Origin of the sequence: Croceibacterium sp. TMG7-5b_MA50 (assembly GCF_039830145.1) — a bacterium.
Lineage (GTDB): Bacteria > Pseudomonadota > Alphaproteobacteria > Sphingomonadales > Sphingomonadaceae > Croceibacterium.
On sequence record NZ_CP156082.1, the window covers coordinates 2,682,761 to 2,704,319 of the forward strand.

The window sequence follows — 21,559 nt, forward strand, 5'->3', positions numbered from 1 at the left end:
GGCGTGCGACGATACGCCAGGCGGAGGAAACATGGACGGCACCATCCGGATGCGGCGCGGCCGCGACTTGTTGACGGCATGGCTGCTGGCCGCATCCATCCTGCTGCCGCTGCCCGCCGCCGCACAGGACCGCGCCGCCGCGGCAGTGGAAACGGACGAGAATGTGGTCGTCAGCGCCGACGCGCTCCCCCCGGCGGAGGCGCCGCGTTCCGCCACGTGCGAGGCGCTGGCACGGGATGGCTACGCCCAGGCCTTGTTGCAGGCCACTGCCGCTGGCGCCGGGCTGGCGCCGCAGATCCTGCAGCCGACCCGCCCGCCGCGTAATCCCGACTGGACGGCCGCGCCGCTCAGCGCGCCGGGTTCCCCGCTGCCCGACCCTTCCGACCGCCGCTTCGGCCTGTCGACGTCGGACCTGCGCGGCTTGCAGGGCGATCTCGTCGTTGGCCCGGAAGGTGCGCCGGTCGCCAGCGCCACGGTCGCGAACGGCGCCGACGTGGTGATCACCATGTGCCGGCAGATGTACCAGCGCGGCGACTTCGCCCCGACCTATACTCCGGCCGAGGTGCGGGGCGAGGGCGAACTGGTGTCCAGCCCCGGCGGCATCAGCTCACCCGGCCGCACCATGCTGGTGCGGCGGGACAAGACGCTGCCGACCGCCTTCGCCATGTTTGACGAGGGCCGTTATCAGGAGGCGCTCGACTGGTTCCGCCGCGCGCAGCGACGCCTGCAACCCGCCGACGGCGGGGACGAGGCATCGCTGTTCATCGGCAAGATCAACCTGCTGGCACCGGGCGACTGGGCCGACCGGCAGGAGGGCATCCGCTGGCTGAAGCGGACCGCGACCTCACCCTATAATCCCATGACCGACATGCCCCGCTTCGATCCAGCCAGGGCGGACTGGACCACCGCCATCGGCGAGGCGGCCATCATCCTCGGCAATCTGTACCGCAGCGGATATGACGAAATCCCGGCCGACCCGGCGGAGGCGCGCCGCTGGTTCGACCAGGCGCTGGATGTCGGCTACCTGCCCGCCGCGCAGGTGCTGGGCGACATGTGCTTTGCCGGGGAGGGCGGGCAGCGCGATGCCCGCCGCGCGGTCCGCTTCTACCGCCGCGCGGCGGAGTTCGGCCTGCCCGGCGCGCAGTTCGCGCTGGGGCAGATCCTGGAATTCGGCGACGACAGGGTGGAGGCCGACTTGCCCGAGGCGTTGCGCTGGTATCGGGAGGCGGCACGGGCCAAACATCCGGGCGCGCAGTTCGCGCTGGCGGTGGCATATGATCGGGGTAACGGCGTGCCGGCGGACCGGACGCTCGCCACCGGTTTCTACAAGCAGGCCGCAATCCAGGGCCATGCTGGCGCGATGGCGGCACTGGGCACGTCGTTCTACACCGGTGACGGGGTGACGCAGGACCACGCCGCAGCGCGCCAGTGGTTTGCGCAGGCGGCAGAGCGGGGCGATGCGGACGGCATGGTCAACCTGGCGGTCATGGCCGCCAGGGGCGAGGGCGGCGATCCCGACCGGGTCGCCGCCTGGCGTCTGCTCCACAGCGCGACCCTGCTGCGCCATCAGCGCGCCCCGCAGGTGCTCGCCGCGCTAGAGGCGCAGATGTCGCCGGACGAACGCCGCGGTGCGGCGGCGACGCTGAACTGAGCCGCCGCCTGCCGGTTCTACTGCGCCAGGCTGTTGCCGTAGCCGATGATCACCGTCGCCAGCACCAGCAGGCCGACGCCCGTCCAGACCAGCGCGCGCACACCCGGCGCGGCGTCCTTCCATTCGCGGAAGGCGAAGCCCCACAGCGTGCCGAAGATGATGATCGATGCCATGTGCAGCGTCCAGCTGGAGAAGCCGAGCGCCCCCATCTGGCTCTCGCCCATGGTGTAGAAGAAGAACTGGAAGTACCACAGCGTGCCGCCCAGCGCCGCCAGCAGGTAGTTGCGCAGCAGCGGCGGACGGCCGGGCAGCACGCCTGCGGTACCCGTGCCGGTGGTCCCGGCGCTTGCCCCCACCCACTGCGCGGCGGAACGGTTGCGGCGGATCAGGTGCGCGCACCAGACCGCATTCGTCACCAGCCCGCCGAACATCACCAGGCACAATACCGGCAGCCCGACCCACAGCGGCCCCGTGCCGGCCTGTGCCGACAGCACGCGCACCGGCTCCCCCGCGGCGAGGCCGAAGGCGAAGCAGGACGACATGATGCCGGAGAAGATCGCCACGGCCAGCCCCTTGCGGAAGTTGAACTCCGCAATCGCCGCCGCTTTCTGCTCAGCGGAAAGCGAGCTGTCCTTGCGCGCGCCGGCCACCGCCACGGTGATAATGCCCGCCAGCGTGACCAGCAGGCCCAGCAGCACGATGCGCCCGCTGGCGGTACCCAGCAGCGTGCTGGCGAAGTCGCCTTCCACGATCGGCGGGATCAGCGTGCCGAACACGGTGGAAAGGCCCAGCACCACGGCCATGCCCAACGACAGGCCCAGATAGCGCATGGTCAGGCCATAGGTCAGCCCGCCGAAGCCCCACAGCAGGCCGAACAGGACGCACAGCATCGCGGTGCGATCGGGCGTCGCCGCGATCACGCCCAGCAGGTCTTCGGTCATCAGCCCGGCGAACAGCCACGGGGCGATCAGCCAGGAGAACAGCCCGCCCGTCAGCCAGAAGATCTCCCAGCTCCATTGCCGGATACCGCGATAGGGCACGTAGAAGGTGGCCGAGGCGAAGCCGCCCAGCCAGTGGTAGATGACGCCAACAAGCGGATTCATGCGTGTCGTACCTCTCGTGTCAGACGAGTGGCACCCACGCACGGGACCCCCGTTCCATATTCTGGAACGGGGGTCTAATTCGTGAAAATCGGGCCGTCAATCGGCCTCGGCCATCAGGTGGCGGGCTGCATTCCCGGCTTCAGCACCACCTTGGTCCAGGTGTCCTGCTCCTCCTTGAAGTGCTTGTAGCCGTCGGGCGCCTGTTCCAGCGGCAGGCGGTGGCTGATGAGGAAGGTGGTGTCGAGCTTGCCCTCCTCGATCATCTTCAGCAGCTTGCCGGTGTATTTCTGCACATGGGTCTGCCCGGTGCGCAGCTGCACGCCCTTTTCCATCATGGCGCCCAGCGGGAACTTGTCGGTCATCCCGCCATAGACGCCGGGGATCGACACCTTGCCGCCGAACCGGACGGACAGCAGCGCCTGCTTCAGCGCGGATGCCCGGTCCGCGCCGAAGCCGACCTTCTGCTTCACGACGTCCAGCATGTTGTCGATGGCAAAGCCATGCGCCTCCATGCCGACGGCATCGATCACCACGTCGACGCCGATCCCGCCGCTCATCTCCATCAATGCGGCGCGCACATCCGTTTCGCGAAAGTTGATGGTGGTGGCGCCCAGCTTGCGCGCCAGTTCCAGCCGGTGTGGGTAATGGTCGATGGCGATCACCTGCGCCGCGCCCATCACGATGGCCGACTGGATGGCGAACAGGCCGACCGGCCCGCAGCCCCATACCGCCACGGTGTCGTCGGGCTGGATGTCGGCATTGTCCGCCGCCATCCACCCCGTCGGCAGGATGTCCGACAGGAACAGCACGGTGTCATCGTCCAGGTGGTCGGGCACGACCACCGGGCCGACATCGCTGAACGGCACGCGGACATATTCCGCCTGTCCGCCCGAATATCCGCCGGTCAGGTGGGAATAGCCGAACAGCCCGGCCATCGGCTGGCCGTACAGGGTTTCGGACATGTCCTGCTTTTCGGCCGGGTTGCTGTTCTCGCAGGCGGAATATTGCTGCACCTTGCAGTGGAAGCAGCCGCCGCACGAGATGGTGAAGGGCACCACCACGCGCTGCCCCTTCTTCAGGGTGCTGGCGGATCCGGTCTCCACCACCTCGCCCATGAATTCGTGGCCCAGGATGTCGCCCGGCTGCAGCGACGGGATCACGCCGTCATACAGGTGCAGGTCCGATCCGCAGATGGCGGTGCTCGTCACCTTGATGATCGCATCGCGCGGATTGACGATCTCGGGATCGGGTACGGAGTCCACGCGCACGTCATGCGTGCCGTGCCAGGTCAGTGCGCGCATCAGGCGGCCTCCTCTTCCATCTTGGCGGCGCGCGTCTGGTCCTTGCGCCGCGCGCTGGTGGCGATCTCGCCGGTTTCCATGAACATCTTCAACCGCTTCAGGTCGTGGCGAGCCTGCACCGCCGGCTCGCGCCCGGCGATCTTTGCCACCATGCGGCCGAGTTCGCCCAGCGGGGGCGCATAATCGATCACCAGCGTCACCCGCGTACCGCGTTCCCCCGGCGCATCGGCGAAGGTAACGCGGCCATGTGTGGTGATCTGCGATCCTTCGACGGACCGCCAGGCGATCACCTCGCCCGCCCGATCCTCGGTCACCTCGGTCTCGACCTCCACGGTCCCGCCACCGGGTGCCCGGATCGTCCACACGGTGCGCTCGCCCCTCACCTGGATGGCAGTGACGTTCTCCATCACGCCCACCAAGTTGGGGAAGTTCCGCCAGAAGTCGTAGAGCTCCTGCCGCCCCTTGCGGATCGTCACGGTGCGTCCGGCTACATCGCTGCCGGTCCGCCGCGCGGAATAGCCGGGCGCGTCGTCGCCATCATTGCCGCTGCTGCGCCGGGTCGCCAGATAGCCCAGCGCGGCGGTGCCAAGGGCCAGGCCGACCGCGGCCGCCTTGCCCAATGTCGCCAATCCTTCATCCTGTCCTGCCACGCTGCGCCTCCTCGTGCTTGCGGGTGGGTGTTGGCAGGGGAAGGACCGGGCCGGGTGGGAGGTTCCCGACCTGATATGGCTTAAACACTTGTTACATTAGCACATCCTGACGGGCGCTGGCCCTCACCCCTCGGCGATGCGCGCCGCGATCAACGCCGCCAGCGCCTCGAACCCCTGCCGGTCGCCGTCGGTGAAGCGTGCGGGTGTCGGGCTGTCGAGATCGATCACGGCGATCACCACCCCGTCATGCAGCACCGGCACCACCAGCTCGCTGCGGCTGGCGGCGTCGCAGGCGATGTGCCCGGGGAAGGCATGGACATCGTCCACCAACTGGCTCTCGCCCGTCCCGGCGGCGGCCCCGCACACGCCCCGGCCCAGCGGGATGCGGATGCAGGCGGGCCGGCCGCAGAACGGTCCCAGCACCAGCGTGTCGCCTTGCCGGCGGTAGAAGCCCGCCCAGTTCAGGTCCGGCACCAATTGCCAGATCAGGGCGGCTAGATTGGCCATGTTGGCGACCGGATCGGGCTCGCCCGCGGTCAGCGCATCGGCCGCCTCCTGCAATTCGGCATGGAAGGCGGGCGATCCGGCGGGGTGGGCGATGGCATAGTCGAACATGGCCGTGCATCTAGGCGCTGATCCCATTGCCGGAAAGTGGCGCGCCGCCTATTCATGCGGGCATGAGAACTCGCACGAAGATCGGCCTCGCCGTCCTGATCGTCATCCTGCTGCTGGGCGCCCTCGCCTGGTGGCTGACGCGCGGCGATCGCGCCGAACTGCCGCTGGATCAGGTGACCGGCACCGATCCGGTGATCGCGCAACCCGACGCGCAGACCTTCCCCACGGTCGGCGTCGCCAAGCCGATCGGCTGGGACGGCAATGCCGCGCCGACGCCCGCGCCGGGCCTCGTCGTCAACCGCTTCGCCGAAGGGCTGGACCACCCGCGCATCCTCTACACCCTGCCCAATGGCGACGTGCTGGTGGCGCAGGCCAACCGCCCGGAAAACGATCCGGCGGCGGAGGAATCGCCGGGGCTGATCGAACGGGTCACCGGCTGGGTGCAGGGCCTGCTGTTCCGCCGCGCCGGCGCCGCGGTGCCGTCGCCCAATTCGCTGGTGCTGCTGCGCGATGCTGATGCCAACGGCATGGCGGAGGAACGCCACCTGCTGCGCGACGACCTCAACAGCCCGGGCGGCATGGTCTGGCGCGACGGCCACCTCTACGTCGCCAACACCGATGCCGTGCTCCGCTACGACTACCAGCTGGGGCAGGATGTCGTCACGGGGGAGCCGGTGAAGCTGATGTCCCTGCCGGGCGGCGGCAATCACTGGATGCGCAACATCGTCCTGAACGATGACGGCACGCGCCTCTACGTCACGGTCGGCTCCGCCTCCAATATTGGCGAAAAGGGCATGGAGATCGAGGAAGGCCGCGCCGCCATTCACGAACTCAACCTGCAGAACGGGCAGACGCGCATCTACGCCGCGGGCCTGCGCAACGCCAATGGGCTCGACTGGAACCCGTGGAGCGGGGAATTGTGGACCACCGTGAACGAGCGGGATATGCTCGGCAGCGACCTTGTGCCCGACTACCTCACCAACGTGCCGGTCGGGGCCAATTACGGCTGGCCCTGGGTCTATTGGGACGAGGTGATCGACGAGCGGGTGAAGGCGCCCATGCCGCAATACCTGACCGAATATACCCGCACGCCCGAATACGCGCTGGGGCCGCACGTCGCGGCGCTCGGCCTCGCCTTCACGCAGGAAGGCGCGCGCATGGGGCCGCGCTTCAGCCACGGCGCCTTTATCGCCCGCCACGGCTCATGGAACCGCAAGCCGCTGGTCGGCTATGACGTGGTTTATGTGGCGTTCGATGATCGCGGCAATCCCGTGGGCAAGCCGCAGCCGGTGCTGCAGCCGTTCCTGGCCGATCAGGACACGACCCGCGGCCGGCCCACCTGGGTGACGTGGGACCGGACGGGCGGCCTGCTGGTCAGCGACGATACCGCCAACATCATCTGGCGCGTCATCGCGCCGAACGCGCCGCCGGCGCCCGCGGCTCAGCGTTTGCGCAACGCCTCGCTGCCGCCGGTGCGCGAACTGACCGGCGATCCGCGCCGCGCGTTCGAGAACCCGCCGGCCGACATCCAGCCGACGATGTAGGCCGTCAGCGGCGCGGCGCGACCGACTCGCGCTGCACCAGCTCGAACGGCAGGATGGCGTGCGGCGCGGGCGTGTCCGGCCCGGTGCCGGCGATCTCCTGCAGCAGCAGGGCGAAGGCGTGCCGTGTCAGGTCGCGGGTGGGCGAGCGCACGGTGGTCAGCGCCGGCCAGACTGCGGTGGCGAGCACGTTGTCGTCGAACCCCGCGACCGACAGCTCGCCCGGCACATCCAGGCCCAGCCGGTGCGCCACGGCCAGCGTCGCGGCGGCCATGTCGTCATTGCTGGCGAACACCGCGCTGGGCGGCGTGGCCGCTTCCAGCAGGGTTTCCGCCGCGGCCAGTCCGGACTGGTAGGTGTAACGGCCGTCCGCCACGATCGCCGCTTCCGCGCCGGCCTCCGCCATCGCTTCACGGAAACCCTCCAGCCGCAGCTTGCTGCTGGCATGGTCGGGATGGCCGGTGATGAAGCCGATGCGCCGATGACCCAGTTCCAGCAGGTGCCGCGTCATCGCCCCGGCGGCGGCATGATCGTCGATCCCGACGGAGGTGATGGTCGGGTCGTGTCGCATCGATCCGATTGCGACGATGGCCATGCCCTGCGCGCGCAGTAATGCGACCAGCGCCGGATCGTCCGCCAGCGGCGGCGCCAGCAGCACGCCGCGCACCCCGCGCGCGACCAGCTCCTCCGCCACCGCGCCGTCCTGCGCCGGCGAGGGAATCTGCCGCACCACCAGGTTGGCGTAGGTTTCGGCCGACCGGTCCAGCAGGTGCAGCAGCAATTCGCCCAGCGTGCCGGGATTGGGATGGCGGTGCAGCAGCGCGATGCGCGGCGGCTCTCCCGCGGTCAGCGCCCGCGCCAGCGCGTTGGGGGTGAAGTTCAGCGTTGCCATCGCCTGCTCCACCGCCCGGCGCGTCTCCGGCTTGACGGAGCGGTAGCCGTTCACCACCCGGCTGACCGTCATGTGCGACACGCCGGCAAGCTGGGCGACATCCTGCATGGTAGCGCTGCGCACGCTTTTCACCTCGTCCATCCCGCTCCCCTTCGTCCCTGACGCGTAGCAACCAGTGCGCTTGGGCGGAAGTGTCGCCAAGGTGATTGCATGCCGTCGATGTTCACGCTAACACGAACAGTGACCGGCTACCAACAAAGTCGGCGCCCAGGAGAGGTATCATGCACACCACGCCCATCGTGAGCCGGGCTGCCGCCCTTGTCGCCACCCTGCTGGCCGGCGCCGCCTGGCCCGCCTTCGCGCAGACCGCGCCCGCCCCGTCCGCCTCCGCCAGCAGCACCACGCAGGTGCCGCCGCAGCCCGAGGCGGCACGCGGCGCCGGCCAGACCGCGCCGACGCAGATCGACGATGCCGCCGGCCCGCCGGCCGACCCGTCCGCCACCGGCAATAACGAGATCGTCGTCACCGGCTTCCGCGCCAGCCTTGAAAGCCAGACCGCGGCGAAGCGCGACTCGATCGGCTTCACCGACACCATCTTCGCGGAAGATATCGGCAAGTTCCCCGACACCAACATCGCCGAATCGGTGAACCGCATCCCCGGCGTCACCATCGCGCGCGAGGTGACGGGCGAGGGGACCAGCGTCGCCATCCGCGGCCTCGGCACCAATTTCACCCGCGTGCTGCTGAACGGCGCTCCCGTGGCGGTCGCCTCCGTCCGGTTCGACGCGCAGAGCACCAATCGCGAGGTCGATCTGGACCTGCTGCCGACGGAGCTGTTCACCCAGCTGACCGTCAGCAAATCCCCCCTCGCCAGCCAGGTGGAAGGCGGCGCAGCGGGCACGGTGAACCTGCGCTCCGCCCGGCCGTTCGACAATCCGCGCCCCTATGTCAGCTACGGTCTGCAAGGGTCCAAGAACAGCCAGGCGGACAAGTGGGGCTACCGCGCCTACGCCATCGGCAGCGCGACATTCGGCGATTTCGGCATCCTGCTGGGCGGCACCGCGGTGCGCAACCAGTTCCAGGTCGAAGGGTACGAGACGATCGGCTGGACCAACGCCAACCTGTCCGCCGCCCAGCGCACCGGCGCCACGCGCAACAACACCGGCGGCGGCAATTACACGATCCCCGCCACCGTGCCCGCCAATGCCGGCGCGGGCCTGACCACCGGCACGGTGATCGATGAGGCATTCCTGCTGGCGAACAATCCCGGCGCCAATATCGCGCAGCTCGACAACGGCATCATCCCGCGCCTCAGCCGCCCCCGGTTCGAGGAAGGCTACCGCCAGCGCTACAATGCCATCGGCAGCCTGGAATGGCGCCCCAGCGATGCGCTGCACTTCTACCTCGACGGCCTGTATTCCGAACGCAAGACGGAGTTCGAGCGGGGGTCGATGAACTGGGTCGGCCGCAACGGCGCGGTGATCCCGCTCAACACTACCTACGACCGCGACGATTGCAATGCCGGCTGCGTGGTCACCGGCGGCACCTTCGCCAATGCGCAGTTCTTCCTGGAATACCGCCCCTACCTGGACGAGGTCGACTTCTGGGGCATCAATCCCGGCCTCGATTTCCAGGTGAACGACTGGATCAAGGGCGACTTCCAGCTGAACTGGACGGAAAGCAATTTCCGCCGCGAAAGCCCCACCGTGCTGGTCATCACCCCCGCGGGCAGCGGCATCGTCGTCGACTACACCAATGATGGCGGCATCCCGCAGGTGGAATCGAACATCGACCTGAACGATCCCGCCCGCTTCGGCTGGGCCGGCGGCGGGCGCGTGAACCTGAATGGGGAGGAACGCTTCACCCGCACCAAGGGCGTGCGCGGCAGCCTGCTGTTCGGGGACGAGACGCGCTTCAGCGTGCGCACCGGCGGCGCCTATGACGACGTGCAGCGCCGCATCCGCCCGTTCGACAACACGCCGCCATGGCAGAACCTGATCTGCGGCAACGGCCCCAGCATCGACCTGCCCGGCCCCAACCGGCAGCCGCCGTGCGACGGCGCCAATGTCGTGGGCACGCAGGTGCCCGGCACGCCGATCGCGCCCGGCTACCCGTCCTACCCCGCCTATGGCACCGCCTATTCCGCGGGCTTCGCCCCGCTGCAATGGAACGGCTCCGCCATCCCCACAGCGGCTGTGCCCGGTTACCTGCGGCCGGGCGACAACGGCTTCATCACCGTCGACTGGAACCGGTTCAAGGCCGACACCAATTACGACGAGCTGCTGGCCGGCGCATCGGAGACGGGCGCGGGCAGCAGCGGCGCAGCCGGCGGCCTGATCCGCGAAAAGGTGCTGGGCCTGTTCGTCGAAGGGAACGGTATCTTCGATATCGACGACAACAAGACGCTGCGGCTGAACGGCGGCGTCCGCTACGTCCGCACCGATCAGGAGGTCAGCGGCCGCATCACCGGCACCGATCCGCGCAACATCCGCGGGCCGCTGGTGTGTCCGGGCGCCAGCCCCGCCTTCACGCTGGACGGCTCATGCTACCCCACGGTGGTGACGTTCCTTGATTCCGATCGCCGCTACACCAACTGGCTGCCGTCGCTCAGCGCGGCGCTCTCCTTCGGGGACGAGGCGGTGCTGCGCGCCTCCGTCTCCCGCTCCCTGACCCGGCCCGATCCCAACCAGTTGCTGCCCGGCGCGAACTTCACTTCGCCCTCCGCCGACATCGGCACGGTCGGCAACGGCGCGCTGGACCCGTACCTGTCCGACAACATCGACCTGGGCTTCGAATACTACACCGGTGGGGAGGGCGTGATCGCGGTCGCCGCCTTCCGCAAGTCGATCACCGGCTTCACCGTCAACCAGAACAGCGAGGTGCCGCTGTCCTTCCTGGCGCCGTATGGCATCACCTTCGGCACGCTGACGCAGCAGCAGCAATTGGCGCTGACGCAGCGGGCACCGGGCGTTGCGCCGGAAAACATCCCGATCGTCATCACGCAGCAGGTCAATTCGGACGGCAAGCTGATCGTGAACGGGCTGGAATTCCAGCTGACCCAGCCGCTCGATTTCGCGACCGAATGGGCCGGAATCACCGGCTTCGGCTTCCAAGGCAACCTGACGATCATCGACCAGGACGGGCAGGGCACCGGCGCGCCGGCGGTGGCGCTGGGCGTCGCGCCGACGACCTATACCGCGACCGGCTATTACGAGGGGAACGGCCTGTCCGCGCGGCTGACCTATACCTTCAACGAAGGGTCGCAAGGATCGAACCCCAACCAGAACGGCATCACCGACGCGGCGATCTTCGGGCGCGATTTCGGCCAGCTCGACTTTTCCGGCAATATCGACCTCGCCGATATCCTGGGCCGCGACAACCTGCCCACCGTGACGGTGAACGTCATCAACATCACCAACGAACCGCTGTCGAGCTACTTCCAGTTTCCGAACGCGACCTACAACGAATACAAGCCGGGCACGACGTTCCTGCTCGGCATTCGCGGCCGGCTGTAAGCTGAATATCCTCCCCATGCGCAGCATGGGGAGGGGGACCAGCCGCAGGCTGGTGGAGGGGAGGGGCGCGGCGCCCGCAAGGTCGCGCATGCCTCTTCACCATTCGCTGCGCGGGTGGCCTCCTCCCCATCTGCGATGGGCAGGACCAGGATGCCTACGCCCCCTGCCGACCCGCCAGTTCCGTGACGAAGTGCATCGCGACCCGTCCCGACCGGGCGCCCCGGCGCTTGGACCATTCCAGCGCCTCGCCCCGGTCCCAGTCCAGGCCCTGCGCCTCGGCGTAGCCCGCCACCATGGCGAGGTAATCGTCCTGGTTGCAGGCGTGGAAGCCCAGCGACAGGCCGAACCGGTCGGCCAGCGCCAGCTGGTCATCCACCACGTCGCGCGGGTTCAGCGGGTCGTCCTGCTCGTCCAGGTGGCGCGCCACCACAGCGCGACGGTTGCTGGTCACCGCCAGCCGCACATTGGCGGGCCGCGCTTCGACCCCGCCATCCAGCCACGACCGCAACCGTCGTGGCCCGTCGCTGTCGCCGTCGGCGAAGCCGAGATCGTCGATGAACACGACGAAGCGGCGCTCCACCACCGCCAGCGCGGCGAATAGGTCGGCCAGGGTGGCGAGGGCGTCCGCCCCCACCTGCACCAGCGCCAGCGTGTCGCCGTGCGCGCCTTGCGCGGTGGCGACGCTGGCGCGGACCAGCGCGGATTTGCCCATGCCGCGCGCACCCCACAACAGCATGTCGTGCGCGGGCAGGCCGGCGGCATGGCGCCGCACATTCTCCGCCGCCGCCGCCTTCTGCTTGTCGATCCCCTGCAGCAGGTTCAGCGGCGGGGCGACGATCTGTGGCACGGCCCGTGCGCCGGCGCCCGTCCAGACATAGGCGGGTGCGTCCAGCCAGTCGGCGGCCGCGGGCGGCGGCGGGGCCAGCCGCTCCAGCGCGGCGGCGATGCGCTTCAGGGTGTGCTTCATCGCGCCGTCGCCTATAGGCTCCCCCCATGAGCGACAAGCCGCAGCTGCTTGCACCTGATACCACCGGCATCGCGCAGGCAGCGGCGTTGCTGTGCGCGGGCACGCCGGTCGCCCTCCCGACGGAGACGGTCTATGGCCTCGCCGCGCGGGCCGACCAGCCGCAAGCGGTGGCGGCGATCTACCGGGCGAAGGGTCGGCCGGAGTTCAACCCGCTGATCGTGCATGTGCCCGACCTTGCCGCCGCGCGCGCGCTGGCGGTGCTCGACGACCGGGCAGAGGCGGTCACGGCCGCGTTCTGGCCCGGCGCGCTGACGCTGGTCCTGCCGCTGCGCCCCGGCGCAGACGTCGCCCCCGCGGTGACTGCCGGACTGCCGACCATCGCGCTGCGCTGCCCGGCGCACCCGTTGATGCGCGCGGTGCTGCGGGAAAGCAGCCTGCCGCTCGCCGCCCCGTCCGCCAATCGCAGCGGCGGCGTCAGTCCGACCAGCGCCGCGCATGTCGCCGCATCGCTGGGCGACCGGGTGGCGGCGATCCTGGATGGCGGGCCATGCGATCAGGGCGTGGAATCGACCATCATCGCATTGCGGGCGGAAGGGCACTGGCAGGTGCTGCGCCATGGCCCGGTGACGCAGGATGCGCTCGCCGCCCTGCTCGGTCCACCGGTCCCGGTGGCGGACCAGCGGATCGAGGCGCCCGGCCAGCTCGCCAGCCATTATTCGCCCGGCAAGCCGCTCCGTCTCGATGCGGTCACGGCCCGGCGGGACGAATACCTGATTGGCTTCGGCCCGGTCGCCGGCGCCATCACCCTGTCCGCCAGCGGCGACCTGGCGGAGGCCGCCGCCAACCTCTACGCCGCCCTCCACGCCGCCGCCGCCGCACCGCAGCCCAGGGTTGCAGCGGCGCCGATCCCGGCAGAAGGAATCGGCGCCGCCATCAACGACCGGCTGCGGCGGGCCGCCGCCGGCTGACAGGGTGGCCTTGCCGGACCGGCGGCCCGCGCTATGCTGCGCCGGGTTCAGGAGTGTGTTGAGATGATCCAGCGTCACCGCTGATGCGGAAACAGGCACCGACGGCGGAACGAACCGCCTGATCGCACTCCTGATACGGGATCATCATGCCCACATTGCAGAACAAGATTTGCGTCGTCACCGGCGCCGCGCGCGGCATCGGCCTTGCCATCGCCGCCCGCTTCCATGCTGACGGCGCCGCCGTCATCCTCACCGATATCGACGAGACCGCCGGCCGGGCCTCCGCCGCCCGGATCGGCTGCCGGTTCGAACCGCTCGACGTCGGCGACGAAGCCGCCTGGGCGCGGCTCGCCCGAATCGCTCCCGTCGCCGATGTGGTGGTGAACAATGCCGGCGTGACCGGGTTCGGGAGTGGGGGCGCGTTGCACGACCCCGAACATGCCAGCCTGGCCGATTGGCAGGCGGTCCACCGCGTCAATCTCGACGGCACCTTCCTCGGCTGTCGCTATGCGATCGGGGCGATGAAGGCGGCGGGGACCGGGTCGATCATCAACATTTCGTCCCGCTCCGGCCTCGTCGGCATTCCCGGCGCGGCGGCCTATGCCTCGTCCAAAGCGGCGATTCGCAATCACAGCAAGACGGTGGCGCTGTATTGCGCGCAGCAGGGATGGCGCATCCGCTGCAACTCGATCCATCCCGCCGCCATCCTCACGCCGATGTGGGAACCGATGCTGGGGGATGGACCGGACCGGGCCGAGCGGATGCAGGCGCTGGTTGCCGACACGCCCTTGCGGCGCTTCGGCCAGCCGGAGGAGGTCGCCGCGATCGCGGCGATGCTCGCCGGGAATGAGGCGACCTATCTCACCGGCACGGAAATCAACGTGGATGGCGGATTGCTGGCCGGCTCCGCGGCCGCACCCGGATGACATGCGTCTGGCGGCCCCGGAACGTGTCCGGGGCCGCCATTCGCCATCACTCCTCGCCGGCTTCCAGGCCCGGCTCCTCCGCGGCGGAGGCGGCACCCCGGCGCTTCTTGCGGCCGGGCTTCGCCGCACCCGGCGCGGCCGGGGTCAGCTGGAATTGCAGCTTGTCGTCCTTCAGGCTGACATGGACCTCGCCGCCACCGGCCAGCTTGCCGAACAGCAGCTCCTCCGCCAGCGGCTGCTTGACCTTGTCCTGGATCAGGCGAGCCATCGGGCGGGCGCCCATCAGCTTGTCGTACCCGTTCTTGGCCAGCCATTCGCGCGCATCGGTGTCGAACTGGATGTGCACGTTCTGGTCGGTCAGCTGCAGCTCCAGCTGCAGGATGTACTTGTCGACCACCCGGCTGACGGTCTCCCGCTCCAGGTAATCGAACGGCACGATCGCATCCAGCCGGTTGCGGAACTCAGGCGCGAACATCTTCTTCACCGCCTCTTCCGCCGCCTCGACGCGGGTGCCGGAGCCGAAGCCGATCCCCTGCTTGGCCGCGTCCGCCGCGCCCGCATTGGTGGTCATGATCAGCACCACGTTGCGGAAATCGACGGTCTTGCCGTGGTGATCGGTCAGCCGGCCATTATCCATTACCTGCAGCAGGATGTTGAACAGGTCAGGGTGCGCCTTCTCGATCTCGTCCAGCAGCAGCACGCAATGCGGATGCTGGTCGATGGCATCGGTCAAGAGGCCGCCCTGGTCGTATCCGACATAGCCCGGAGGGGCGCCGATCAGCCGGCTGACCGAATGCCGCTCCATATATTCGGACATGTCGAACCGCTTCAGCTCGATGCCCATGATGTTGGCGAGCTGCTTGGCCACCTCCGTCTTGCCGACGCCGGTCGGGCCGGAAAACAGGAAGCTGCCGATCGGCTTGTCCGCATCGCGCAGGCCCGCACGGCTCAGCTTCATGGCGGTGGCGAGCACGTCGATCGCCTTGTCCTGCCCGAACACGACCCGCTTAAGGTCCTTCTCCAGGCTGGCGAGCACGGCCTTATCGTCCTTGCTGACGGACTTGGCCGGGATCCGCGCCATGGTGGCGATGACCTTCTCGATCTCCTTCGCGGTGATCGTGCGCCGGCGGCGGCTGGGCGGCACCAGCATCTGCATCGCGCCAACCTCGTCGATCACGTCGATCGCCTTGTCCGGCAGCTTGCGGTCGTTGATGTAGCGCGCGCTCATCTCCACCGCCGTCTTGATCGCATCGGGCGTGTACTTGACCTTGTGGTGCTCCTCGAACGCGCTCCGCAGCCCGCGCAGGATCTTGATCGTATCCTCCACGCTCGGCTCGTTCACATCGATCTTCTGGAACCGCCGCAACAGCGCCCGGTCCTTCTCGAAGTGGTTGCGGAACTCTTTATAAGTCGTCGAACCGATGCACCGGATCGCTCCGCTGGACAGCGCCGGCTTCAGCAGATTGCTGGCGTCCATCGCCCCACCACTGGTCGCGCCGGCGCCGATCACCGTGTGTATTTCATCAATGAACAGCACCGCCTCGGGCATCTTCTCCAGCTCCGACACGACCTGCTTCAGCCGTTCCTCGAAATCGCCGCGATACCGCGTGCCGGCCAGCAGCGCGCCCATGTCGAGGCTGTAGATGACCGCATCCTCCAGCACCTCGGGCACCTCGCCCTCCACGATCTTGCGCGCGAGACCTTCCGCGATGGCGGTCTTGCCCACGCCAGGATCACCCACGTAGAGCGGGTTGTTCTTGGACCGGCGGCACAGGATCTGGATCGTCCGGTCCACCTCCGGCCCGCGGCCGATCAGCGGATCGACCTTGCCATCCAGCGCCTTCTTGTTGAGGTTGACGGTGAACTGGTCGAGCGCGGATTCTTTCTTGTTCTTGTCCGGCTTCTCCTCGTTCTTCGCCTCCCGCTCCTGCCCGCTGCCGGTCGGCGTGCGGCCGTCGACGGGCTTGCCGCCCTTGCCGATGCCGTGGCTGATGAAGCTGACCGCATCCAGCCGGCTCATGTCCTGCTGCTGCAGGAAGTAGACGGCGTAGCTGTCGCGTTCGGAGAACAGCGCCACCAGCACGTTGGCGCCGGTCACCGTGTCCTTGCCGCTGGACTGGACATGCAGGATCGCGCGCTGGATCACCCGCTGGAAGCCGGCGGTCGGCTGCGGGTCGGCATCGTCCTGCGTCTTCAGGCTCTGATATTCCTGGTCCAGGTACTGGCGCACCACGTTGCTCAGTTCGTCAAGCTCGACGCCGCAGGCGCGCATCACCTCCGATGCCTCGGGATCGTTCACCAGCGCCAGCAGCAGATGCTCCAGCGTGGCGTATTCATGGCTGCGCTCCGTCGCGTTCTGCAACGCGGCATGCAGCGTCTTTTCGAGGTTCTGGGCGAAACTAGGCATAGAAGGGGTGCTTTCGTGCGGGGGTGCGGTCCGAAGGTCGGCGATAGGGATGAGGCGGGCGTGAATACCCGGCGAGGGGGACCTCGCGGCCGCTCGCGCACTCGCCTTTGCGCGCGGCGGCGTTCTCAACATGATGGAATATGGTGCGCGTTCGCGCCGCTGGAAGGGGGTGCGGGGCGGGGCCGCGCCCCATCAGTCGCCTGACCTTGGACTGAAGATCGAGTCGGCCAGTCGCCGGTGATCGGCCGAGCGCGCGGCATGCGCCTTCACGCGGGCGATCTCCGCCTCCAGCGCGGCGATACGGTCAGTCAACTCGTGCTGGGAGTAGCTGTCGAGCGGCTCCCCGGCCAGTTGGCCGGCATGCCCCAGGGGATGGCTGGGGCCGCGCGACAGAGGGCGGTCATCGTCCATTGCAGCGCAGCATCACCGCCCGCCCGCTTGCTGTCAATGGTCCGAATCCCCTACACGCACAGGATTGTTTCGTAAGAAAGATGCGCGCCGTGACCAGCCAAGTACCTGAAAAGATGATCGCCATCACCATCGACGCTGCGGCCGGCGGCGCGCCCGAGGCCCTGGTGCCAACCGATGCGCCGGTGCCGGTGCCGGGCGTTTGCGAGGTGCTGATCCGGGTGGCGCATGCCGGGGTGAACCGCCCGGACGTGCTGCAGCGGCAGGGCAACTATCCGCCGCCGCCGGGCGCTTCCGAGATACCGGGGCTGGAGATCGCCGGCACGGTCGTCGCCTTGGGCGAGGGCGCCGACCCCGCTCTGCTGGGGCAGGTGGTCTGCGCGCTGCTGCCGGGCGGCGGCTATGCCGAATATGCGGCGGCCGACGCCGGGCTGTGCCTGCCGGTGCCGGCCGGCCTGTCCCTGGCGGAGGCGGCCGCTCTGCCGGAAACGGTGCTGACGGTGTGGCACAATGTATGGCAGCGGGGGGCTGCGCAGCCTGGTCAGCGGTTGCTCGTGCATGGCGGCACCAGCGGCATTGGCACGACGGCGATCATGCTGGGTGCGCTGAAAGGCATGGAGGTCTTCACGACCTGTGGCAGCGACGACAAATGCGCCGCCGCGCTGGAGATCGGGGCCGACCACGCGATCAACTACCGCACGGCCGACTTTGCTGAGCGGGTGCTGGAACTGACCGATGGCGAGGGTGTGGACGTGGTGCTGGATATGGTGGCCGGCAGCTACACCCAGCGCAATCTCGACTGCATGGCACCAGACGGCCGCCTGGTGACGATCGCGACGCTGGGCGGCGCCAAGGTGGAGGTGAACATGGCCAAGGTGATGGTGAAGCGCCATACCCTGACCGGCTCCACCCTGCGCGCCCGGCCGGTCGCCTTCAAGGCGGCGCTGGTCGCCGATGTGCTGCAGCAGGTATGGCCGTTCGTGGTGGATGGAGCCTTGCGCCCGGTCATGGACGAGGGCTTCCCGCTGGCTCAGGCGGCGGCCGCGCACCGCCGGATGGAGGCGGGGGACCATGTCGGCAAGATCGTGCTCAACATGGCGCCGGAGGGGACGTCGTGACGCCCATCCTGCATGAGGATCCGGTCAGCGGCAATTGCTACAAGATTCGCCTCACAGCGGCGTTGACCGGACAGCCGATCGAGCGGGTCGCCTACGACATCCGCAAGGGCGAGACGCGCACGCCGGCGTTCCTGGCCGGCATCAACCCAGACGGCCGCATTCCCGTGCTGCAGGTCGGGGCTGAAGGCGCCTGGCGCTTCCTGCCTGAAAGCAATGCCGCCTGCTGGTGGCTGGCAACTGGCAGCGCGCTGATCCCGGCCGACCGCTTCATGCAGGCGGAGGTGCTGCGATGGATGTTCTGGGAACAGTACAGCCACGAACCCAACGTGGCGACGCTGCGCTTCTGGCGCCGCTATGTGGGCGAATGTGCGCTATCGGACGCACAGCGTGCCGCCATACCCGGCAAGCACGCCGCGGGGCAGGCGGCGCTGGCGCTGATGGACCGGCATCTGACCGGCCGCGACTGGTTCGTGGGCGATGGGCCGACATTGGCCGACCTCGTGCTTTACGCCTATACGCACCTGGCGGACGAGGCGGATTTCATGCTGGCCGACTACCCGGCTGTGCAGGACTGGCTGGCACGGGTGGCGGCGATGCCGGGTTACGTGCCGATGGAAGCCTGACCGACAAACGTCATACAGTCGCGGGACTGTCCACGAACTTGCCGCAGCGTGTCACATGCGCGTGCCATTGGCGGGCCCTGCAGGGCAGCAAGGGGCAGGCGTATGTTCGGCGGCTATCTGGAGCGGGAGGTGGGCAACAGCCCGATCGGGGACCTGATCCCCGCGATGCTGGCGGCGGAACCGGCGCTGCCCGAACCCACGAGCCCGGGGGAGCGGCGGCGTTATCGCACCATCTGGATCAGCGATGTGCACCTGGGCACCCGCGGCTGCAACGCGACCATGCTGCTCGACTTCCTGGACCGGACCGACAGCGACACGCTGTTCCTGGTCGGTGACATCATCGACGGCTGGCGGCTGAAGAAGAAGTTCTTCTGGCCGGCCGCGCATAACGAGGTCGTGCGCCGCATCCTTGCCCGCGCCCGCCGCGGTACCCGCGTCGTCTATATTCCCGGCAACCACGACGAGATGTTCCGCCAGTTCACCGGCATGAATTTCGGCGGGGTGGAAATCAAACGTGCCGCGTTCCACACCACCGCCGATGGCCGCCGCCTGCTGGTGACGCATGGCGACGAATTCGACGCGGTGATGCTGGCGCATCGCTGGCTCGCCTTCGTGGGTGACACGCTTTACGGCCTGATGATGGAGCTGAACCGGTGGACCAACGCGGTTCGTCGGCGGCTGGGCATGCCGTACTGGTCGCTCAGCAAGATGGCCAAGCACAAGGTCAAGAACGCCGTCGAATTCATCAGCCGGTACGAGGAGGTGGTGGCGCGCGCCGCACGCGACCGGGGCGTCGACGGGGTGGTCTGCGGCCATATCCATACGGCCGAGTTCCGCACCATCGACGGTGTTGAATACTGGAACGACGGCGACTGGGTCGAAGGCTGCAACGCGCTGGTGGAACATGCCGATGGCCGCATGGAGATCCTGCACTGGGCCGACGAGATGGAGCGCCGCCGCAACATCGAGGCAAGCGCCAGCGTCACCCAGTTGCGCGCCGCTTAAGGCCCTGCGGCCATGCGGATCGCAATGGTCACCGATGCCTGGGCGCCGCAGGTCAACGGCGTGGTCCGCACGTTGGCGGCGGTCACCGCGCAACTGCGTGTCGCCGGACACGAGGTCGGCATCGTCTCGCCCGATCTGTTCCGGTCCGTGCCCTGCCCGACCTATCCGGAGATCCGCCTGGCGCTGGCACCTCAGCGCCGCGTCGACTGCTTGCTGAACGAGATCCGGCCCGATGCGCTGCATATCAGTACCGAGGGACCGCTCGGCTGGGCGGCCCGGCATTGGGCGCTGCGGGGCGGGCGCGCCTTCACCACCGCGTACCACACGCAGTTTCCGGAATATCTCGCCCGGCGCACCGGCATGGACGCACGGCTGTTCTGGCCAATGATCCGCCGGTTCCACCGGCCGGCCGCCGGCATCATGGTGGCGACCGACACGATCCGCCAGCAGTTGCAGGAACAGGGACTGGCGCGGGTCCGGCCGTGGAGCCGCGGCGTCGATCTCGCCTGCTTCTCTCCGGACGTCGCCCCGCCGGACCTGTTCTTCGACCTGCCGCGCCCGATCCAGCTGTATGTCGGGCGGGTGGCGCCGGAAAAGAACGTGGAGGCGTTCCTGGCCAATGGCCATCCCGGCAGCAAGGTGGTGGTGGGCGACGGGCCGGCGCTGGCCCGCCTGCAGGCGCAGTTTCCAGCCGCGCATTTCCTGGGCCGGCAGAGCGGGGCGGCGCTGGCGGCCTGTTATGCCGGCGCGGACGTGCTGGTGTTTCCCAGCCGGACCGACACATTCGGGCTGGTGATGATCGAGGCGCTGGCCTGCGGCACGCCCGTCGCCGCATATCCCGTGGCCGGTCCGCTGGACGTCCTGAACGAGGCGAGCGGCGCCATGGCCGACCAGCTGGAGGATGCGATCGCCGCCGCCCTGACGCGCGACCGCGATGCCTGCCTGGGGCATGGCCGGTCCTTCAGCTGGGCAGCCAGCGCCGACCAGTTTCTGCGCGCGCTGGAGCCGGTCGGCACCGGCCGTGCGGCCGTGACCGGGGCGGCCTTCGCCTGATTATCTTGCCGCCGCGCCTGAAAGCGCCTACATCTCTCCGGTGACGGCCGCTCCGCGATGGGGCGGCCCTTTCTTTATCGAGCCGGAGAGCCGAAATGGCCCAGCCCACCCCTCTGATGCCTCATGCGACCGCCAGCTGGCTGGTCGACAACACCGCGCTGTCGTTCGAGCAGATCGCCGAGTTCTGCGGGCTGCACATCCTGGAGGTGCAGGCCATGGCGGATGACCTGACCAGCACCAAGTATACCGGCCGCGATCCGGTCCATTCTGGCGAACTGACCCATGCGGAGATCGAGGCGGGTCAAGCCGATCCGGCCTACCGCCTGAAGATGCACCGCGCGCCGGTGGATGTCAGCCGCACGAAGGGGCCGCGCTACACGCCTGTGTCGAAGCGGCAGGACAAGCCGGACGGCATCGCCTGGATCATCCGCAACCACCCGGAGATCAGCGACGCCCAGATCGGCAAGCTGATCGGCACGACCCGCACGACCATCGGCGCGATCCGTGATCGCAGCCACTGGAACATCTCCAACATCCAGCCCAAGGACCCCGTGACGCTGGGCCTGTGCTCCCAGCGGGAGTTGGACGCTGCGGTGGCGAAGGCGGGCAAGAACCTTCCTCAGGAAGACCTCGCCGATGATGGGGCCGAGCCGGTGGTCGCGCAGCGCGATGACCGCGCCCTGCTGATCGAGGAATTGCGGGCGGAACGTGATGCTGCCGCCCGCGCCGCCTCGGAAGCGGCGCAGGAGGCCGAGGCCGAGGCATGGCTGGAGGCGCGCCGCGCCGCGGAGGCGGGCGAGGCCTGATCCGCCCCGC

18 protein-coding genes are annotated in these 21,559 nt (G+C 68.7%); 10 read left to right on the plus strand and 8 right to left on the minus strand.

The features are described 5' to 3' along the window. Nucleotides 1-31: 31 nt before the first annotated feature. On the plus strand, nucleotides 32-1,651 hold the full coding sequence (locus V5740_RS12535) for a tetratricopeptide repeat protein (RefSeq protein ID WP_347302811.1): 1,620 nt from the start codon (nucleotides 32-34) through the stop codon (nucleotides 1,649-1,651). A gap of 17 nt (nucleotides 1,652-1,668) precedes the next feature. Here V5740_RS12535 and rhaT read toward each other — a convergent pair whose 3' ends face one another. The 4 genes from rhaT to V5740_RS12555 form a co-directional block, all read right to left on the minus strand. Further along, a complete protein-coding gene (gene rhaT / locus V5740_RS12540; protein ID WP_347302812.1) occupies nucleotides 1,669-2,754 on the minus strand; it encodes an L-rhamnose/proton symporter RhaT in 1,086 nt (361 codons plus the stop codon). Between the two features lie 113 nt (nucleotides 2,755-2,867). Then, the gene (locus V5740_RS12545) at nucleotides 2,868-4,055 is read right to left on the minus strand and encodes a zinc-dependent alcohol dehydrogenase (RefSeq protein WP_347302813.1); all 1,188 of its coding nucleotides are present in this window, start codon (nucleotides 4,053-4,055) and stop codon (nucleotides 2,868-2,870) included. Further along, the gene (locus V5740_RS12550; RefSeq protein WP_347302814.1) at nucleotides 4,055-4,705 is read right to left on the minus strand and encodes an SRPBCC family protein; all 651 of its coding nucleotides are present in this window, start codon (nucleotides 4,703-4,705) and stop codon (nucleotides 4,055-4,057) included. Before V5740_RS12550 ends, V5740_RS12545 begins: the two co-directional genes overlap by 1 nt. 123 nt (nucleotides 4,706-4,828) lie before the next feature. Further along, on the minus strand, nucleotides 4,829-5,320 hold the full coding sequence (locus V5740_RS12555; RefSeq protein WP_347302815.1) for a GAF domain-containing protein: 492 nt from the start codon (nucleotides 5,318-5,320) through the stop codon (nucleotides 4,829-4,831). Nucleotides 5,321-5,382: 62 nt separating this feature from the next. On the opposite strand from V5740_RS12555, the gene V5740_RS12560 reads away from it, so the two are divergent. Then, nucleotides 5,383-6,864: a sorbosone dehydrogenase family protein gene (locus V5740_RS12560; RefSeq protein WP_347302816.1), complete on the plus strand. Its 1,482-nt coding sequence runs from the start codon at nucleotides 5,383-5,385 to the stop codon at nucleotides 6,862-6,864. A 4-nt stretch (nucleotides 6,865-6,868) separates the two neighbouring features. Here V5740_RS12560 and V5740_RS12565 read toward each other — a convergent pair whose 3' ends face one another. Beyond that, complete coding sequence (locus tag V5740_RS12565) at nucleotides 6,869-7,894, minus strand: LacI family DNA-binding transcriptional regulator (RefSeq protein ID WP_347302817.1); 1,026 nt, start codon at nucleotides 7,892-7,894, stop codon at nucleotides 6,869-6,871. Nucleotides 7,895-8,034: 140 nt separating this feature from the next. Here V5740_RS12565 and V5740_RS12570 point away from each other — a divergent pair, with 140 nt between their 5' ends. Then, on the plus strand, nucleotides 8,035-11,268 hold the full coding sequence (locus V5740_RS12570; RefSeq protein WP_347302818.1) for a TonB-dependent receptor: 3,234 nt from the start codon (nucleotides 8,035-8,037) through the stop codon (nucleotides 11,266-11,268). 154 nt (nucleotides 11,269-11,422) lie between these two features. Here the strand turns inward: V5740_RS12570 and V5740_RS12575 are convergent, their stop codons facing one another. Beyond that, entirely contained in the window at nucleotides 11,423-12,235 is an 813-nt protein-coding gene (locus tag V5740_RS12575; RefSeq protein WP_347302819.1) for an ATP-binding protein, read from the minus strand. A gap of 26 nt (nucleotides 12,236-12,261) precedes the next feature. On the opposite strand from V5740_RS12575, the gene V5740_RS12580 reads away from it, so the two are divergent. Both V5740_RS12580 and V5740_RS12585 read left to right on the plus strand, forming a co-directional pair. Then, nucleotides 12,262-13,203: an L-threonylcarbamoyladenylate synthase gene (locus V5740_RS12580; protein WP_347302820.1), complete on the plus strand. Its 942-nt coding sequence runs from the start codon at nucleotides 12,262-12,264 to the stop codon at nucleotides 13,201-13,203. A gap of 146 nt (nucleotides 13,204-13,349) precedes the next feature. Next, complete coding sequence (locus V5740_RS12585; RefSeq protein ID WP_347302821.1) at nucleotides 13,350-14,129, plus strand: SDR family oxidoreductase; 780 nt, start codon at nucleotides 13,350-13,352, stop codon at nucleotides 14,127-14,129. Between the two features lie 46 nt (nucleotides 14,130-14,175). On the opposite strand, the gene clpA is transcribed toward V5740_RS12585, so the two are convergent. After that, nucleotides 14,176-16,536 carry an ATP-dependent Clp protease ATP-binding subunit ClpA gene (gene clpA / locus V5740_RS12590; protein ID WP_347302822.1) on the minus strand — a complete coding sequence of 787 codons (2,361 nt, stop codon included), beginning with the start codon at nucleotides 16,534-16,536 and terminating at the stop codon, nucleotides 14,176-14,178. 192 nt (nucleotides 16,537-16,728) lie between these two features. After that, a complete protein-coding gene (locus V5740_RS12595; protein WP_347302823.1) occupies nucleotides 16,729-16,947 on the minus strand; it encodes a DUF1192 domain-containing protein in 219 nt (72 codons plus the stop codon). Between the two features lie 113 nt (nucleotides 16,948-17,060). On the opposite strand from V5740_RS12595, the gene V5740_RS12600 reads away from it, so the two are divergent. The 5 genes from V5740_RS12600 to V5740_RS12620 all read left to right on the plus strand — a co-directional run bounded on the left by V5740_RS12600 (nucleotide 17,061) and on the right by V5740_RS12620 (nucleotide 21,549). Continuing rightward, nucleotides 17,061-18,062, plus strand: coding sequence for an NAD(P)H-quinone oxidoreductase (locus V5740_RS12600; RefSeq protein ID WP_347304526.1), 1,002 nt, complete (start codon nucleotides 17,061-17,063; stop codon nucleotides 18,060-18,062). Next, entirely contained in the window at nucleotides 18,059-18,685 is a 627-nt protein-coding gene (locus V5740_RS12605; protein WP_347302824.1) for a glutathione S-transferase C-terminal domain-containing protein, read from the plus strand. The genes V5740_RS12600 and V5740_RS12605 overlap by 4 nt, the downstream gene beginning before the upstream one ends. Before the next feature lie 165 nt (nucleotides 18,686-18,850). Beyond that, on the plus strand, nucleotides 18,851-19,690 hold the full coding sequence (locus tag V5740_RS12610) for a UDP-2,3-diacylglucosamine diphosphatase (RefSeq protein WP_347304527.1): 840 nt from the start codon (nucleotides 18,851-18,853) through the stop codon (nucleotides 19,688-19,690). 12 nt (nucleotides 19,691-19,702) lie between these two features. Next, the gene (locus V5740_RS12615) at nucleotides 19,703-20,743 is read left to right on the plus strand and encodes a glycosyltransferase family 1 protein (RefSeq protein ID WP_347302825.1); all 1,041 of its coding nucleotides are present in this window, start codon (nucleotides 19,703-19,705) and stop codon (nucleotides 20,741-20,743) included. Nucleotides 20,744-20,838: 95 nt separating this feature from the next. Continuing rightward, the gene (locus V5740_RS12620) at nucleotides 20,839-21,549 is read left to right on the plus strand and encodes a DUF1013 domain-containing protein (RefSeq protein WP_347302826.1); all 711 of its coding nucleotides are present in this window, start codon (nucleotides 20,839-20,841) and stop codon (nucleotides 21,547-21,549) included. Nucleotides 21,550-21,559: the final 10 nt, after the last annotated feature.

Bases quoted from the DNA above. Each gene is read 5' to 3' on its own strand.
- V5740_RS12565 (WP_347302817.1), bottom strand. From the start codon at position 7,894: ATGGACGAGGTGAAAAGCGTGCGCAGCGCTACCATGCAGGATGTCGCC.
- V5740_RS12620 (WP_347302826.1), top strand. From the start codon at position 20,839: ATGGCCCAGCCCACCCCTCTGATGCCTCATGCGACCGCCAGCTGGCTG.
- V5740_RS12580 (WP_347302820.1), top strand. From the start codon at position 12,262: ATGAGCGACAAGCCGCAGCTGCTTGCACCTGATACCACCGGCATCGCG.
- V5740_RS12610 (WP_347304527.1), top strand. From the start codon at position 18,851: ATGCTGGCGGCGGAACCGGCGCTGCCCGAACCCACGAGCCCGGGGGAG.
- V5740_RS12570 (WP_347302818.1), top strand. From the start codon at position 8,035: ATGCACACCACGCCCATCGTGAGCCGGGCTGCCGCCCTTGTCGCCACC.
- V5740_RS12585 (WP_347302821.1), top strand. From the start codon at position 13,350: ATGCCCACATTGCAGAACAAGATTTGCGTCGTCACCGGCGCCGCGCGC.
- V5740_RS12555 (WP_347302815.1), bottom strand. From the start codon at position 5,320: ATGTTCGACTATGCCATCGCCCACCCCGCCGGATCGCCCGCCTTCCAT.
- V5740_RS12560 (WP_347302816.1), top strand. From the start codon at position 5,383: ATGAGAACTCGCACGAAGATCGGCCTCGCCGTCCTGATCGTCATCCTG.
- clpA (WP_347302822.1), bottom strand. From the start codon at position 16,536: ATGCCTAGTTTCGCCCAGAACCTCGAAAAGACGCTGCATGCCGCGTTG.
- V5740_RS12535 (WP_347302811.1), top strand. From the start codon at position 32: ATGGACGGCACCATCCGGATGCGGCGCGGCCGCGACTTGTTGACGGCA.
- V5740_RS12615 (WP_347302825.1), top strand. From the start codon at position 19,703: ATGCGGATCGCAATGGTCACCGATGCCTGGGCGCCGCAGGTCAACGGC.
- rhaT (WP_347302812.1), bottom strand. From the start codon at position 2,754: ATGAATCCGCTTGTTGGCGTCATCTACCACTGGCTGGGCGGCTTCGCC.
- V5740_RS12575 (WP_347302819.1), bottom strand. From the start codon at position 12,235: ATGAAGCACACCCTGAAGCGCATCGCCGCCGCGCTGGAGCGGCTGGCC.
- V5740_RS12595 (WP_347302823.1), bottom strand. From the start codon at position 16,947: ATGGACGATGACCGCCCTCTGTCGCGCGGCCCCAGCCATCCCCTGGGG.
- V5740_RS12600 (WP_347304526.1), top strand. From the start codon at position 17,061: ATGATCGCCATCACCATCGACGCTGCGGCCGGCGGCGCGCCCGAGGCC.
- V5740_RS12545 (WP_347302813.1), bottom strand. From the start codon at position 4,055: ATGCGCGCACTGACCTGGCACGGCACGCATGACGTGCGCGTGGACTCC.